This window comes from Pseudomonas cichorii, assembly GCF_019719005.1.
In the GTDB taxonomy this organism is placed as follows: domain Bacteria; phylum Pseudomonadota; class Gammaproteobacteria; order Pseudomonadales; family Pseudomonadaceae; genus Aquipseudomonas; species Aquipseudomonas cichorii_E.
Genome location: NZ_JAIGPJ010000025.1, coordinates 40,885 through 56,192 on the forward strand (window position 1 = coordinate 40,885; position 15,308 = coordinate 56,192).

14 protein-coding genes are annotated in these 15,308 nt (G+C 58.9%); 7 read left to right on the forward strand and 7 right to left on the reverse strand.

The features are described from left to right. Window positions 1-24 precede the first annotated feature (24 nt). The 3 genes from K5D32_RS17575 (at window position 25) to K5D32_RS17585 (ending at window position 1,693) form a co-directional block, all read left to right on the forward strand. On the forward strand, window positions 25-486 hold the full coding sequence (locus K5D32_RS17575) for a GNAT family N-acetyltransferase (RefSeq protein ID WP_221601246.1): 462 nt from the start codon (window positions 25-27) through the stop codon (window positions 484-486). 38 nt (window positions 487-524) lie between these two features. Beyond that, window positions 525-839: a hypothetical protein gene (locus tag K5D32_RS17580; RefSeq protein WP_221593638.1), complete on the forward strand. Its 315-nt coding sequence runs from the start codon at window positions 525-527 to the stop codon at window positions 837-839. Between the two features lie 101 nt (window positions 840-940). Then, entirely contained in the window at window positions 941-1,693 is a 753-nt protein-coding gene (locus K5D32_RS17585; protein ID WP_221601247.1) for a YkgJ family cysteine cluster protein, read from the forward strand. 6 nt (window positions 1,694-1,699) lie between these two features. On the opposite strand, the gene K5D32_RS17590 is transcribed toward K5D32_RS17585, so the two are convergent. From K5D32_RS17590 to K5D32_RS17620, 7 genes are all read right to left on the reverse strand, one after another. Then, on the reverse strand, window positions 1,700-1,924 hold the full coding sequence (locus K5D32_RS17590; protein WP_221578108.1) for a hypothetical protein: 225 nt from the start codon (window positions 1,922-1,924) through the stop codon (window positions 1,700-1,702). 102 nt (window positions 1,925-2,026) lie between these two features. Continuing rightward, window positions 2,027-3,025, reverse strand: coding sequence for a fimbrial protein (locus tag K5D32_RS17595; protein WP_221601249.1), 999 nt, complete (start codon window positions 3,023-3,025; stop codon window positions 2,027-2,029). Between the two features lies 1 nt (window position 3,026). Further along, window positions 3,027-3,773: a molecular chaperone gene (locus K5D32_RS17600; protein ID WP_409372878.1), complete on the reverse strand. Its 747-nt coding sequence runs from the start codon at window positions 3,771-3,773 to the stop codon at window positions 3,027-3,029. Then, window positions 3,764-6,328, reverse strand: coding sequence for a fimbria/pilus outer membrane usher protein (locus tag K5D32_RS17605; protein WP_221601252.1), 2,565 nt, complete (start codon window positions 6,326-6,328; stop codon window positions 3,764-3,766). The genes K5D32_RS17600 and K5D32_RS17605 overlap by 10 nt, the downstream gene beginning before the upstream one ends. Before the next feature lie 145 nt (window positions 6,329-6,473). Beyond that, window positions 6,474-7,211, reverse strand: a complete 738-nt coding sequence (locus tag K5D32_RS17610; RefSeq protein WP_025258786.1) for a molecular chaperone — start codon at window positions 7,209-7,211, stop codon at window positions 6,474-6,476. A 61-nt stretch (window positions 7,212-7,272) separates the two neighbouring features. Continuing rightward, window positions 7,273-7,857 carry a fimbrial protein gene (locus K5D32_RS17615; RefSeq protein WP_025258785.1) on the reverse strand — a complete coding sequence of 195 codons (585 nt, stop codon included), beginning with the start codon at window positions 7,855-7,857 and terminating at the stop codon, window positions 7,273-7,275. Between the two features lie 307 nt (window positions 7,858-8,164). Further along, entirely contained in the window at window positions 8,165-8,545 is a 381-nt protein-coding gene (locus K5D32_RS17620; RefSeq protein ID WP_221578104.1) for a hypothetical protein, read from the reverse strand. Between the two features lie 350 nt (window positions 8,546-8,895). Here K5D32_RS17620 and K5D32_RS17625 point away from each other — a divergent pair, with 350 nt between their 5' ends. The 4 genes from K5D32_RS17625 to K5D32_RS17640 are packed head-to-tail and all read left to right on the forward strand — an operon-like array spanning window position 8,896 to window position 15,196. Continuing rightward, window positions 8,896-10,056, forward strand: a complete 1,161-nt coding sequence (locus tag K5D32_RS17625; RefSeq protein ID WP_221601254.1) for an efflux RND transporter periplasmic adaptor subunit — start codon at window positions 8,896-8,898, stop codon at window positions 10,054-10,056. Then, window positions 10,053-13,154, forward strand: coding sequence for a multidrug efflux RND transporter permease subunit (locus K5D32_RS17630; RefSeq protein WP_221601256.1), 3,102 nt, complete (start codon window positions 10,053-10,055; stop codon window positions 13,152-13,154). Before K5D32_RS17625 ends, K5D32_RS17630 begins: the two co-directional genes overlap by 4 nt. Window positions 13,155-13,164: 10 nt before the next feature. Next, entirely contained in the window at window positions 13,165-13,842 is a 678-nt protein-coding gene (locus K5D32_RS17635) for a heavy metal response regulator transcription factor (RefSeq protein ID WP_221540699.1), read from the forward strand. Further along, window positions 13,832-15,196 carry a heavy metal sensor histidine kinase gene (locus K5D32_RS17640; RefSeq protein WP_221578101.1) on the forward strand — a complete coding sequence of 455 codons (1,365 nt, stop codon included), beginning with the start codon at window positions 13,832-13,834 and terminating at the stop codon, window positions 15,194-15,196. Before K5D32_RS17635 ends, K5D32_RS17640 begins: the two co-directional genes overlap by 11 nt. The last annotated feature ends 112 nt before the right edge of the window (window positions 15,197-15,308 follow it).

Sequence of the window (15,308 nt, forward strand, 5' to 3'; positions counted from 1 at the left end):
GCCTCAGCCCGGCATTACTGGTTGATGCGTCGGGACCTAGGGCAGCCGGTACTTGAACCCCACTGGCCTGCCGACATCCGCCCGATCCCCTTCTCTCTCGATCAAGCCCTCGAAATTCATCGCCTGCTCAGCCTGGCTTATCGGGACGGCAGCGGAAGCGTGCCGGACTTTTCCCACTGGGTGAACGCTTTCGAACATGACCCGGAGTTCGATACCGGGCTGTGCTTCGTTGCCGTGGACGATCAAGGAGCGGTCGGCGTGATTACCTGCTGGACCAGCGCCTTCATCAAGGATCTGGTGGTTCACCCACGCGCCCGACGCCAGGGTGTCGCCATGGCCTTGCTGATGCTGCTGTTCAGCCACTTGCGTCAACGCGGCGAACCCAGGGTCGACCTGCTGGTCATGGAAAACAATCTGATGGCGCGGCAGTTGTACGAAAAAATGGACATGTCCTACGTCCGGCGTTCGGCAATCGAAGAAACCTGATCAGGCATAATCGACTCCCGATAGTGTGGAGGCCAATCATGAAATCACTTATCGCGCTGCCGATAATCCTCTGGGCAATTGCCGGCCTGGCCAACGCTGCCACCCCGCAAGCCTGGAACGCTCTGGACAAGGCCATGCTCGACAGTTGCCTCAAGGCCAGCCAGCTCAAGGACAGCAAACCCGTCGGCAGCAACGCCCTGTTCGATGACCGGGTTGGCTACAGTGCCCTGCTGTTGCAAGGCCGCTATCCCCAGAAGCACATGAACAACCGCAAGGGCACCGAGCTGTGCCTGTACAACCGCAAAAGCCGAGAGGCCAGCGTGACCGAATGGGACAGCCTCCCCCTCAAGTGAGGTAGCGCTGGCGCACAATTTGCTTCGTTACCTGTCCAGGTCGTGACCGGCAGCAACTCGCTGTCGGTCCTGGCACCTATCCTGAACGGGTTATCGAAACAATGAACACTCAGTTTTCCTGCGTAGGCTGCGGCGCTTGCTGCACCGATCATCATGTTCCCCTGACTCTGCTCGAAGCCACGCAATGGGCGGCTGACGGCGGTACGGTGATCGTGTTGACCGAGGCATTTCTGAGTGATGGTTATGGTGTTCCCCAAGAGCAACTGACCCACGCTACCCGTCGTTCGACGGTGGTGAACAGCGGCTCCGCACAGGCGTACGTGGCAATCACTTTCGCGGCCTATAACGTGGGGCGTTGCCGGAATCTTGACGCAGAGAACCTCTGCCGCATCTACGAACGTCGCCCGCTGGTGTGCCGTATCTATCCGATGGAAATCAATCCGCACATTCCCCTGCGCCCTGAAGCCAAGGACTGCCCGCCGCACTCCTGGGAACAGGGTCCGGACCTGATCGTGGGCAACAAACTGGTGGATACTCAACTGATAGCGCTGATCGAACAATCGCGTCAGGCCGACCGGGACGAGATCGCCACCAAGCAGTCGGTCTGTCAGCTATTGGGGATTCGCACCACCGCGCTCAAGGGCAACGGGTTTGTGGCCTACCTGCCGGACATGCAGGCTTTTGCGGACGCCATCGAGCAGGTCACCACCCGTACGGAGCCGGTTTCGTCCGATGCGGGCTGGGAGTTTCATGTGGCGGGGCAGGAAGTCATCAACACGCTGAATGGGGCAGGTGCTGAAGTGACGACCCGCGACCCGACCTCCTACATGTTCATTCCATTACAGTCGGCCTGATGCCGATCAGCGCTTGCCCATCGAGCGACGGGTTCCGGCAGGCGCGGCACCGGGGGTCTTGTGATGCCCAGGCTTGTTCGACTTCTGATACCAGGCCTGATCTTTCTTGGCCTGCGCGAACTCGGAAGGCTTGAACGGAAAGCTGAACGGCGCAATCGCGGGTTTCTTGTCAGTCTCCGGCGCTGAGTCGGTGACGGCTTCTGGAGCAGGTGTTTGTTCGGGGGTTGTCATGGCGACACCAAAAGTCGAAATAGCCGGGCACATGCCCGTGGGCGCGCAGCATACCTCAATCGTTGAACGCTTGCCCGACCAGACATCGGCCATGGGTCGTCGTCATTTGTAGAACAGATCCACCATCACCTCGGCCTCGAACGGCCCGGCCTTGGGCCTGGTTGTCTGCCACAGCAGCTCGGCATTGAAGTCTGCACGCGCCGTCTGGCTATCGCCCAGCAGGTCGGCCAGATGAAACAGCTCGTTATAACGCAGCGGCAAGTTGCTCCTCTCGCTCACGATACGAATACCCAGAGAACTGTTGTTGCCCGGTATCAGCACGTCACCGGCAAGCCGCCCCGTCACCGGCCTGAAGCGCGCATTGAGGCTGAACGGTGATTCACAGCTGCGGCTGGTCAGCAGGGAAAACGGACGTCTGGCAAACACCCTTCCCACCTCGACCCGCTGAATACCGATAGAGCCGAACTCCAGTGTTTCAGGCATCACCTGCAATTGCGCATCACAGGCGATGAATCGCAGACCTTTGAGGTTGTTGATGACATAACTGAGATTACGTCCCGGAACCGGGTCCAGACCGGCCGCACCATCGAGCTGGAAGACCCGGTAATCGGTCAGGTCACTGGCCATGCCCGAAGGCGGCGTCGGCCCGTACTTTTGCACGAACACTGAAAACGCCAGGTTGAAACTGGCCTTGGGACATGCGCCTATATTGGAATCCCCTTCATGGCAGGCCGGCACGGACTGACGGGTACTGATGCGCCCGCCGGTTTGCAGGTAATCCACGCCATCGATGGTCAGACCGGCACGAATGCCCTGGCCGATCGGCCTGTTATCCGGGTTGATGTAGATAAAGATTTCCTGCGGCACCGACTGCTGCCCTTCCCTGGCACATTCGACCTGAATGTTCAGTCGTTCGGAACGCCAGATCACCTCACCATTGGGAGCCGAGGCCGGTATGGCGACCGTGCTGCTCAGGTCTCCATGAATCGCGGACTCACCCGAACCCTGGGTCTTGCACACCAGGGCAAAGCCGGTGGTCGGGCTCAGTGCCGCCACAAGAACGAGGGGTTTCAACCAGCGCTTGGCAGGAAAACAGGTCATATCAGCATTCTTCTTGAAGTGGGATGGAGTCAGTGAACGGCATTCGCCCGTTCAACCGCGTGCAATGAGAGCGCTGACCGCCATAGTCGGTCAGGCCCTTGAATGAAAAGACGTGTGGACGGGACTGACGCGGCATCGGCAGCTCAAGATGCGCACCTGGCTCCAGCAACAGGTAATCGCTGAGCAGAAACTCATCGAGCTTCACCGCTTGCAGCGTGGCGTGATAAGCCGTGGGATTACTGACACGAACGGTGTCATCCGCCAGGCTCCAGCCCAGGCGCCCGACAGTTTCAGCCGGGTCGCCCGGCAGGCCGGGAGGTCGATAGAACACATTGATACGCTGACGTACGGCGATATTGAGCTGATTGATGCCCTCACGCCGCGGCGGGATTTCCAGAACGTACAGGTGCAACAGTGACTCGCGATCCTCGGGCAGGCCCGCGCCCTGATACAGCACCCGCAGTTCCTGCTTGCCACCGGCAGGCAAACGGGAGAAATGCGGCGTGACGACAAAGGGCAGGACTGTTCGCTGCTCTCTGGGCGTTTCGTCATTGTCCTGGGGAGCGCTCAACCAGGCCTGTATCAACACTTCATGTTTACTGAGATTGCTGGCCTGGATACTCGCTTCGCGAAAGGTGCCATCAAAAATCAGTCGGGTACCCGCCAGCGATACTGCCGCCTGCACAGTGCTGCTCGCCCAGCAGAACAGCGCAAACACCCCGCGACGCAATGCCCGGTTCATTGGCAAACCACCTTGAGCCGCTCATAGGCACGCTTGGGATCTTTGGGGGGAAGCGTGAACGGAGCACGGCAGCTTTGCCCCGACCATTGCACGCGCAACACGCCACTGTCCTTTTCGCTGAGCACCAATGCCTGGCTGTTGGGATCGACAACGGCCAGATTACGGCCCTGCTCATCCTCGACACTGGCGCCCAACGGGATCGGGCTGGCGTCGGCACGAACCAGTTCGAACTGCACACGGCGGCCCTGGGATGCCTTGAAACTCACCAGAGGAATGGCGCCACGACGCGGCACGATCTGGCTGATCGCGTTATCCAGTTCGATATCGGCGCCCAGTTGCCGGGTGTCCAGCGACACCCAGTTGGTGCGATAAGGCTGGGCGTAGGGCAGCACCGCATAGCCATTGTCCGAAGTTTCCACATTGCTGTAGGACTTCAACCTGGCGCCACCCACCTCCGGCACCTGAACCAGAGCAAAGGTTTCCCCCAGCGGCTGGCCGAGGTTGATCCCGCCACCATGGGCCACCAGCGAACCCGATGCAGCCAGGGTCAAGGCGTCATAGTCACGGCCCTGGCTGTAGCCCGTCTCGAAGCGGCCGTAAGGCGTCGTGACATTCAGTTTGCCAGCACCGAAGCTGCCGGAACTGCTGTCATGGCCGGCCTGTACCGAATAGAACAGGTCGCGCTTGTCCAGCACCTGACCGTTGAGCCCGGTCTGTACGTTGTATTCGCCGCTGTCATCACGCACGGCATTGAACGAAAGACGCGAAGAACCCGGCGAGTCGCCCAGCGGCAGGGTCACACTCAAAGCCAGACGGTTATCGTTTTCACCCTTTCCCTGAGTGCCGAATTCCTGATTGCGCTCTACCGACACACTGTAATTCAAGGTGCGCCAGGCAGCGTTGTAGGACAGGTACAACTGGCGAGTCTTGCCGGACACGTTCCAGTAGCGCTGCTCGGAGGCGGTCAGGCTCAGAGAACCGGACTGGCTGGGCAGCACCTGAGTGACATTAAGCTCCAGCCGGTCTCGTGCCCGGCCATTGGCAAGCAGCCCGGGCCGCTCGTCCGTTTCACTGACGTGCTGGTTGAGGGTCCGGTACTGCTCGGTGGAGTAACGATAACCGGCCACTGCCAATGTGGTGTTGGTGACATCCAGAGTATTGGCATAACGAACCCGCATACTCTGGCCGCTGCGGGTCTGTTGCTTCAGCTCGCTGATCGAATGGGTGATGTCAAAAGAGACGGCCCCCAGGCCTGTATTGACCCCGGTTCCGATATTGGCGGCGTTGTAGTCCTCGGCCAGTTGCAGGCCACCAAAACCGGTTACACGCTCGGAAAGCCCATAAATGACAGCGGCGCTGGTGAAGTTCGGCGAGGCCTGGTGATCATCATTGCTGTCCACTTGCCCGGCGGCGAGGCTGTAGCGAAACGAACCGGCAGGCACCATGATCGGCAGAGACGCATAGGCCTGGGTAAAGGTGCGCCGTCGACCGTCGGCCTCGATAATGGTCACCAGCAGATCACCATTGGAACCGCTGGGATAAATGTCGGTTATCTCAAACGGCCCGGGCGAAACGTTGCCGCTGTACAGCATGAAGCCGTTCTGCCGGACCTCGACCGTGGCGTTGGTTTCGGCAGTGCCACGAATCACCGGCGCATAGGTGCGCTCGCTGTCGGACAGCATTCCATCATCGGATGCTATCGTCGCGCCCTTGAAGCGCACGCTGTCGAAGACCTGAGAATCGGTGAAGGTTTCACCCAGAGTGAGCTGGCTCTTGAGTGCCGTGATATCGCGCTGCGCGAAAGTGCGGTTGCTGCGAAAGCGATAGGGCTGGTTATCGCCATACACCAGCGAAGACTCGTTGCGCAGCCGCCATGCACCGAGGTTAAAGCCATTGCGCAGCCCCAGGTAATACTGATCTGACTGCTGCCCACGCTGATCACGTCTTGAGCCATTGAAGTTGTAATTGATGAAACCGGCTGTTTCTCCCTGGTCCCAGAGTTCCGGTGATACATACCCTCGCCTGCTGCGCGCCATGGCAGCCTGCGGCACACTGATATCGAGACGCAGGGCATCGGGCCGGTAATCGATGCGGGCGAATTCAATGGTGTTCTCCAGATCGAAACACTCCTGCTCGCTGGCCACCGTCAAACGCTGCGGGTCCAGCCCGAAGTTCTCAAGCATCTCGGGGCTCAGGCAGGGCTCGATCAGGCCGGAGCTTTCGTTACGACTGAAGGTGATATCCCGGCGGCCGCTCAGTGCGCGGTTGACATACACATCCACCCGGTAAGTACCGGGTAATACGCTGTTGGCGCGCAGAAACTCCTGCAGGTCGGGAGGCTGGTCACTGCCTTGAATGAAAGCCGTATTGAACTTGACCGGCTGTGCGCCTTGCGTATCTGCCGATACCACGGTGAACGCGGTGATACACAGGCTTCCCCCCACAATCGCCAGCCGACATCGCCGCAACGATCTTCGGGTCTTGCCTTTGATCCAGTTCGCTCTGCCATACAGACCAAAACCTGTCATGGCCTTCTTGTTGTTCTGGTGGTGCCATTCCATTAGCTGTTTTCACTCTACTTCGCAGATCTGACGTGCAGCGGAATCCTTTCACGCAGGCGCACGACTACCGAGTCACTGTTATCTTCAGTACTCAAAGGGTTGAGAATCAATAAAAGCGTCCAGGCTAATATTTGGAGAGTTATCGCTATCGGGTTTTAGTGGCCAACGTAACTTGCTCTCCATTGAGAGTCGCTTGATAAGGAACTTGCCCACCGAAGTCATTGATGCTGATAAAACTCAACGCCACCGGCCCATTGCCAGACTTGTGCATCAGTGTCAGGCGCAGGTTCTGGCCCGGCGAAAGCATCTGGCTTTCAAGACTTGCCAGTTCCTTGCCTCCCTGGCGGGTGGCCAGCTTGAGCATCGAGACGTGGTAAGGCCCCGGATTCTCGACCTCCAGCACATCGCCCTTGAGCAGCCGCCAGCGCAACATTTCCGGTGCAGCCGTCGGATCGCCCTTCAGGCCCTGAGGTCGAAAGAACACCTTGATGCGCTGGCGTATCGCAATCTGCAGGGTATTTTCCGAGGCCGTCTGGGGAATTTCCTGCACATTGAGCCAGAGCACCGACTCCCGATCCTCCGGCAAGCCTGATCCGGCATAGATGATGCGCAACAATTGCCGACTGCCGCCTGCCATGCGGGCAAGTGCCGGAGCCACGACAAAAGGCAGGTTCGCAGTGACGTTATCTGCGCGGGCCGGCGCTTCCAGCCAGGACTGGAGAAGAATCTCTCCGCCGCCGCTGTTCTGCACAGCAAAACTGGCTTCCTTGTCACCGCCCTGATAAATGACCCGCGTGGTATTGAGCACAATGCCCGCCTCGACGGCCGACATCCACAACCCCACCGCAAGAACGACGGCAGAGCGAAAAGAGGTAAATAACATGGTGGCATTCGCATTGAGTTCGGCATGAGGCAGGGCGAGCAATGCTCACCCTGCCGTTTCATTACTCGTAGTCCAGCACGAAAGGCATGAAACCATCGGCATTACCCGGATTGGTCGGTGTGCCATTGAGTACATAGACGGCGCCGAAGTTGATTTCTGCCGTCGCACCACCCGCACCATCCTTCACCAGGGTGTTGTCGATGGTTTCATTACCACTCAGGTCCATGAGTACATTGGATGCGTTGAGCAGACCAATACCGACACCGTCTGCCGCACCGGTGGTGCGCAACAGTTTCGGATCGTTGTTATCCAGGCCACTGCCATTGCGGGCTGTAAAACGCATTTTCACCATGTTGTACTGATCGGCACCGGCACTGCAGTTGACCAGCAGTTGAATAGGCATGGCCGTTTCGAGTTTGCTTTCACTCGAAAGACCGATATCGGAAAACGATACATTTCCAAGATCGACATTGATTTCGCCAGGATTGGTGCCCGGGCTGACACCCGTGCCTGGAGCAACATCACAGGAAATATTGGTCAGTGTTCCATTGAATATCAACTTACCGTTGTTGGCGGCGTTAGCCATGCCCGCAGCACCCAAGCCCAGAACGCCCATAACAGCCAATGTGAGAGAAAGCTTTTTCATACCAACGACATTCCTTGTGTTATTTCGTGTGTGCCCACTATCGGACGGCGAGCACTATAGGTCCCGGACTTTTAAGCCGCTGTCAGGCTAATGACTTTGAAACAGGAGATAGACCAACTTGAATTGCATGACGTTTCTGTAGGAAAAATTAAAAATAGCCTACACGCCATACGGACCGGGGACTGCGCAGAAAGACAGAGCAAAACACTCAACCAAAGATTGCATTTAGCTAAACATGATTCGCTTTTTTTCAAAGCCTGAAAAACCGTCACACTGCCCGGCATGACGGTTCATGAGAAGAAGGCGCTTATTGATAAGTCAGTATGAGTAAGCCTGTCTGGATATTCCCTGGATTCTGTATGCCTGCCTGCAATGAAGTAACCGGCAATAGCTGATAGTGCAGGGTGAACGGAATGGCCTGCTCGCCGCATGCATCGCGCCCGGCACGGACTTGCACCGTGATACCGGAAACCTGTAAATAACGAACATCGCTATCTGTCACTCTGGCGGCAGTTCTTTCGACAGTGCAGCCTGTATTGACAAGTTTGCCGTGAAATCTGAGCCCTTCGCTTTGCGCCATGATGGGTGCGGATAAGAACACTACAGAAACACTGATAAAAGCAGACAGTTTCCGGGCACTGGATACACCCCCGACAAACTTTCTCCACACCGACGCCTCGCGCTTCATGGCTCTACTCCGCTTGATCAACCGACAGGTTTTAGTTAAGTCGACAAAAGGATTAACCGCCAGAAAAATCGTACATTGCTTGTAGGATATTTCTCATGTAGAGCGCGAATTTTCTGCAAGTAATACTGCAATAACTTCGTGTTCTAGAACCTGTGAGTGATTCAAGCGTGTTCCCGTGCAACCTGAAACAGATATCGCCTGAAACCGGCGTTTCTTGATGCTGCGACTCCCTGCTGGTCGCTTGCTGACAATTCTGACAGCTAAAAGTCATTCTACTGACCGGGTTTACCCGCTATAAGGAGCACCAGACTTCATGGTTTCTCACTTGACCCTCCCGGCGCCTCCTTCACATGCGTAAACAGACCAGAATCGTCATTGCTGTGGCCACCTTAGCAACGCTTGCCGCGATTGCCGCCTGGAACCTGACACGCCCTGCTGTTACCAAGACAAACACCCTGGTCGCCGTCCCGGTCAAGGTGATCAGTGTCAGTGCCGAGGATGTGCCGCGCTTCGTGACCGGAATAGGTTCGGTGCTGTCGCTGCAAAGTGTGGTGATTCGCCCGCAGGTGGATGGAATCCTGACCCGGCTGCTGGTCAAGGAGGGACAATCGGTAAAAGCTGGCGACCTGCTGGCAACCCTGGATGACCGCTCGATTCGCGCCACGCTCGAACAGGCCCGCGCCCAACTGGCCCAGAGCCAGGCGCAACTGGATGTGGCACAAGTGGACCTCAAGCGTTATCGCCAACTGACTGACGACAACGGCATCTCCCGGCAGACGTTCGACCAGCAACAGGCTCTGGTTCGTCAGCTCACTGCTACCGTGCTGGGAAATCAGGCCAACATCAATGCCGCACAGGTACAACTTTCCCACACCCAGATTCGCTCCCCGGTGACTGGCCGGGTCGGTATTCGCAATGTGGATGAAGGCAACTTTCTACGCGTCAGCGATGCCACCGGCATGTTTTCCGTCACTCAGATAAACCCGGTGGCAGTGGAGTTTTCCCTGCCGCAACAGATGCTGCCCACCTTGCAGACCCTGACCGCCAATCCCGCTTCGGCGGCAGTCAAGGCCTACCTGGGCGATGGCGCCAACGGCACACTACTGGGCGAAGGCAAGCTGGCCTTGATCGATAATCAGGTGTCGGCCACCACCGGCACCATTCGCGCCAAGGCACAGTTCGACAATGCCGATGAAAAACTCTGGCCGGGGCAACTGGTCACGGTCAAGATCCAGACCGGTATCGAACGCAACTCGCTGAAGGTCCCGCCGCAGGTCGTACAGCGTGGCATCGACCAGCATTATGTGTATCGAGTCACGAGCGAACAGAAAGTCGAAGTGGTGCCCGTCACGGTGCTTTATCAGGACAGCGACCTGACCCTGATCAGCGGCCCCCATGCCGGTGACGTGCTGGTCATCGACGGACAGTCGCGACTCCGGCCAGGGACGCGGATCGAAGTAGTGAGTGAATCGCCACAGCCTGCCTTGCTCAAGGTAGGGAGCGCGCAATGAGAGGTCGGGGCTCGATCTCGGCCTGGTGCATTGATCACCCGGTCGCCACGCTGCTGTTGACGTTTGCGCTGGTATTGCTGGGGGCCATCGCCTTCCCGCGCCTGCCCATCGCGCCGTTGCCGGAAGCCGAATTCCCGACCATACAGGTCAGCGCCCAGCTTCCCGGCGCAAGCCCGGAAACCATGGCCTCTTCGGTCGCCACGCCTCTTGAAGTGCAGTTCAGCGCCATACCGGGCATGACCCAGATGACCTCCAGCAGCGCGCTGGGCTCGACTAATCTGACCCTGCAATTCACCCTCAACAAAAGCATCGATACCGCCGCCCAGGAAGTGCAGGCCGCCATCAATACGGCCGCAGGACGTTTGCCCGCCGACCTGCCGAACCTGCCGACCTGGCGCAAGGTCAACCCGGCCGACAGCCCGGTGCTGATCCTGAGCGTCAGTTCCAGCCTGATGCCCGGCACCGAACTGAGCGATATCACCGAAACCCTGCTGGCCCGACAGATCAGCCAGATAGAAGGCGTTGGTCAAGTGGCAATCGCAGGGCAGCAACGCCCGGCGATCCGTATCCAGGCAGCCCCGGAAAAACTCGCCGCACTGGGCCTGACCCTGGCGGACATACGCCAGTCCGTACAACAGACAAGCCTGAACCTGGCCAAGGGCGCCTTGTATGGCAAGGACAGTATTTCCACACTGTCTGCCAACGATCAGCTGTTCAAGCCCCAGGACTATGCGCAGTTGATCGTCTCCTACAAGGACGGCGCTCCCGTGCATCTCAAGGATGTGGCGCGGGTCATCAATGGCTCCGAAAACGCCTACGTCAAAACCTGGTCCGGTGACCAGCAGGGCGTCAATATCGCGATCTTCCGCCAGCCAGGCGCCAACATTGTCGATACCGTGGACCGCGTTCAGCGCGAACTGCCGCGATTGCGGGAAATGCTGCCTGCATCCGTGGACGTTTCAGTGCTCAACGACCGGACACGCACCATCCGCGCCTCGCTGCATGAAGTCGAACTGACCCTGCTGATCGCCGTCCTATTGGTGATCGCGGTCATGGCGCTGTTCCTGCGCCAGTTGTCCGCCACCCTTATCGTCAGCAGCGTACTGGGCGTGTCGCTGATTGCCAGCTTCGCGATGATGTACGTCATGGGATTCAGCCTGAACAACCTGACCCTGGTGGCGATTGTGGTGGCCGTCGGCTTCGTGGTGGACGATGCCATCGTTGTGGTGGAGAACATCCATCGCCACCTTGAAGCGGGCCAAGGCATGCGCGAAGCGGCGATCAAGGGTTCGGGGGAAATCGGCTTCACGGTGGTATCGATCAGCTTCTCTCTGGTAGCGGCCTTCATTCCGCTGCTGTTCATGGGCGGTGTGGTCGGGCGACTGTTCAAGGAGTTTGCCCTGACAGCCACGGCGACCATCCTGATTTCAGTCGTCGTATCCCTGACCCTGGCCCCTACCCTCGCGGCCATGTTCATGCGTGCTCCCAAGCACGACCAACACAAGAAACCCGGGTTTAGTGAACGGCTGCTGGCGTTTTATGAACGCGGCTTGCGCAAGGCCCTGGCGCATCAGCGCCTGACGCTCGGGGTATTCGGCCTGACGCTGGTACTGGCTGTTGTCGGTTATGTGTTGATCCCCAAGGGCTTCTTTCCTGTTCAGGACACCGCGTTCGCCCTCGGCACCACGGAAGCCGCAGCCGATATTTCCTATCCGGACATGGTGAAAAAACACCTGGAACTGGCGAAGATCGTCGGCGCCGATCCGGCGGTGCTGGCGTTCTCGCATTCGGTGGGCGTCAGCGGCAGCAACCAGACCATCGCCAACGGCCGCTTCTGGATTTCCCTCAAGCCACGGGCCCAGCGCGACGTATCGGTCAGTGAGTTCATCGACCGTCTGCGCCCGAAACTGGCCAAGGTCCCCGGCATCGTGCTTTACCTGCGCGCCGGCCAGGACATCAACCTCAGTTCCGGCCCCAGCCGCAGCCAGTATCAATACGTGCTCAAGAGCAACGATGGCGACCTGCTCAACACCTGGACCCAGCGCCTGACCGAAAAACTGCGCAGCAACCCGGCCTTTCGCGACCTATCCAACGACCTGCAACTGGGCGGCAGCGTGACCCACATCGAAATCGACCGCAGCGCCGCCTCGCGTTTCGGCCTGACCACTGCCGACGTCGATCAGGCACTCTACGACGCTTTCGGCCAGCGGCAGATCAGCGAATTCCAGACCGAGGTCAACCAGTACAAGGTGGTGCTGGAACTGGATGCGCAACAGCGCGGCAAGGCCGAAAGCCTGAACTATTTCTATCTGCGCTCGCCCCTGACCAACGAGATGGTGCCGCTGTCGGCACTGGCCAAGGTCAGCGCTCCGACCATGGGGCCGCTGTCCATCAGCCATGACGGCATGTTCCCCGCCGCCAACCTGTCCTTCAACCTTGCCTCGGGCGTGGCGTTGGGCGATGCGGTGCGCATGCTGGATGAGGCCAAAAAAGAAATCGCCATGCCGGCGGCGATCATCGGCAACTTCCAGGGCGCCGCCCAGGCATTCCAGAGTTCGCTGGCCAACCAGCCCTGGCTGATTCTCGCGGCGCTGGTGGCGGTGTACATCATTCTGGGCGTGCTCTACGAGAGTTTCGTCCATCCGCTGACCATCATTTCCACCCTGCCCTCGGCAGGCATCGGCGCGCTGTTGCTGCTGTGGTTGATGGGCCAGGACTTCTCGATCATGGCACTGATCGGCGTGGTGCTACTGATCGGCATCGTCAAGAAAAACGGCATCCTGCTGGTGGACTTCGCCCTCGAAGCCCAGCGCGAACAAGGCCTGACGCCACAAGAGGCGATCTACGAAGCCTGCCTGACGCGCTTTCGACCGATTATCATGACCACCCTCGCGGCCCTGCTCGGCGCCTTGCCGCTGATGCTCGGCTTCGGGGTCGGTGCAGAACTGCGCCAGCCCCTGGGGATTGCGGTGGTCGGTGGCTTGCTGGTCAGCCAGATGCTGACGTTGTTCACCACGCCGGTCATCTATCTGCAACTGGAGCGGCTGTTCCATCGCCGCCAGCCAGAGCCTGCGCCAGCGCTGGCCATCCACAAGTGAGAGTCGTCCCATGCGCGTGCTGATTATCGAAGACGAAGAGAAAACAGCGGATTACCTGCATCGCGGCCTGACTGAACAAGGCTATACCGTGGACCTGGCACGAGACGGTATCGAAGGGCTGCACCTGGCTCTGGAAAACGAATACGCCGTCATCATTCTCGACGTGATGCTGCCGGGCCTCGATGGCTTTGGTGTGCTGCGCGCCCTGCGGGCAAAAAAGCAGACGCCGGTGATCATGCTGACCGCACGCGAGCAGGTGGATGACCGGATTCGCGGCCTGCGCGAAGGGGCCGACGACTATCTGGGCAAACCGTTTTCCTTTCTGGAGCTGGTCGCCCGCCTGCAAGCCCTGACCCGGCGCAGCGGCGGCCATGAACCGGTACAGATCAGCATCGCCGATCTGTGGATCGACCTCATCAGCCGCAAGGCCACACGCGCCGGGGTGCGCCTGGAACTGACCGCCAAGGAGTTCTCGCTGCTCAGCGTGCTGGCCCGGCGTCAGGGCGAAATCCTGTCCAAGACCGCCATTGCCGAGATGGTCTGGGACATCAATTTCGACAGCGACGCCAACGTCGTCGAAGTCGCGATCAAGCGCCTGCGCGCCAAACTGGATGGTCCTCACGAACAGAAACTGCTGCACACCATTCGCGGCATGGGCTATGTGTTGGAGGACCGCAGTGCGGACTGACTCCATCGCCTTGCGCCTGAGCGGCCTGTTCGCGCTGGTCGCCTTCGGGGTTTTTCTGTTGATCGGCTGGGCCCTGTACCTGCAAGTCGACAAGGGCCTGGACTTGTTGCCCAAAGCCGAGGTGGATGCGCGCTACAGCGTGCTGGAGTCTGCGGTGAGTCGCTTCGGCAACCCCGAGCACTGGGGCAAGATCAAGAACAAGCTCAGCCTGTTGAGCGAGGAAGACAAGCGCATCCGCTTCTGGGTGGTCAGCGACGATCCGCTCTATGAATACGGCAACCCGAACGCCGAGATACGCCGTCTGGCCCACGGACCATTGGGCATGCACGACTTCAGGCTGGCCGATCATCCCTATCCTTTCAAAGTGCTGGTCAGCGAGTTCCCGGCCAAGGACCAGCGCCCCACGTTGCGCTTCATGACCGCCATCGACACAGAGACGTTCTGGCATACCCAGCACTCGCTGCTGATTGCCCTTATCAGCCTGGCAGTGGTCGGCGTCGTGCTGGCTTCGGTGCTGGGTTACTGGGTGGCGCGTATTGGTCTGCGACCGCTGGCCAGTCTTTCCTGGGAAGCCAGCAAACTGTCGCCGCCCCACTTGTCCGGTCGCCTGCGCATGTCGCCGCTACCGCCGGAGCTGGAACAGTTCGTCACGTCTTTCAACTCGACCCTGGAGCGTGTCGAACAGGCCTATTCACGGCTTGAATCGTTCAACGCCGATGTGGCCCATGAGTTGCGCTCGCCGCTGACCAACCTCATTGGCCAGACCCAGGTGGCACTGACCCGTGGCCGCTCGGCGGAGCATTACTTCGAGGTGCTGCAATCGAACCTTGAAGAGCTGGAGCGACTGCGCTCGATCATCAACGACATGCTGTTCCTGGCCAGCGCCGACCAGGGCAGCAAAGCCACCGAACTGACCTGTGCCTCCCTCGCCCAGGAAGTCGCCACTACTCTCGATTATCTGGACTTTATCCTCGAAGACGCTCAGGTCAAAGTCCAGGTGCAAGGTGATGCCAGCGTTCCCATCGAGAAAGCCCACCTGCGTCGCGCGCTGATCAATCTGCTGCACAATGCGGTGCAACACACCGCGCCCGGCCAGGTGATACGCGTAGACATTCAACCCGGCAGCGAGCATGTCAGCATCGGCATTGCCAACCCTGGTCCGCCCATATCGCAAGAGCATCTGCACAGACTGTTCGAGCGCTTTTATCGGGTGGACGCTTCACGCAGTAACAGCGGCGCGAATCACGGGCTGGGGCTGGCCATCGTCAAGGCCATTGCACTGATGCACGGTGGCACGGTCTTTGTGAAAAGCGAGCAGGGTTTCAATACTTTCGGAATCCATCTACCGCTCTAACTCCAGCGTCATAAAAACCACGTCAACAAACAACACGCAACAAGTACTCTTACTCCAGGCACTGCCCCGAAAAACCGCCCCTTACTTGAATTAATTCATATCTTTTCATAAA

Excerpts from the sequence above, each read along its gene's own strand:
- K5D32_RS17575 (WP_221601246.1), top strand. The coding sequence starts at position 25 with ATGCGTCGGGACCTAGGGCAGCCGGTACTTGAACCCCACTGGCCTGCC.
- K5D32_RS17580 (WP_221593638.1), top strand. The coding sequence starts at position 525 with ATGAAATCACTTATCGCGCTGCCGATAATCCTCTGGGCAATTGCCGGC.
- K5D32_RS17585 (WP_221601247.1), top strand. The coding sequence starts at position 941 with ATGAACACTCAGTTTTCCTGCGTAGGCTGCGGCGCTTGCTGCACCGAT.
- K5D32_RS17590 (WP_221578108.1), bottom strand. The coding sequence starts at position 1,924 with ATGACAACCCCCGAACAAACACCTGCTCCAGAAGCCGTCACCGACTCA.
- K5D32_RS17595 (WP_221601249.1), bottom strand. The coding sequence starts at position 3,025 with ATGACCTGTTTTCCTGCCAAGCGCTGGTTGAAACCCCTCGTTCTTGTG.
- K5D32_RS17605 (WP_221601252.1), bottom strand. The coding sequence starts at position 6,328 with ATGGAATGGCACCACCAGAACAACAAGAAGGCCATGACAGGTTTTGGT.
- K5D32_RS17610 (WP_025258786.1), bottom strand. The coding sequence starts at position 7,211 with ATGTTATTTACCTCTTTTCGCTCTGCCGTCGTTCTTGCGGTGGGGTTG.
- K5D32_RS17615 (WP_025258785.1), bottom strand. The coding sequence starts at position 7,857 with ATGAAAAAGCTTTCTCTCACATTGGCTGTTATGGGCGTTCTGGGCTTG.
- K5D32_RS17620 (WP_221578104.1), bottom strand. The coding sequence starts at position 8,545 with ATGAAGCGCGAGGCGTCGGTGTGGAGAAAGTTTGTCGGGGGTGTATCC.
- K5D32_RS17625 (WP_221601254.1), top strand. The coding sequence starts at position 8,896 with ATGCGTAAACAGACCAGAATCGTCATTGCTGTGGCCACCTTAGCAACG.
- K5D32_RS17630 (WP_221601256.1), top strand. The coding sequence starts at position 10,053 with ATGAGAGGTCGGGGCTCGATCTCGGCCTGGTGCATTGATCACCCGGTC.
- K5D32_RS17635 (WP_221540699.1), top strand. The coding sequence starts at position 13,165 with ATGCGCGTGCTGATTATCGAAGACGAAGAGAAAACAGCGGATTACCTG.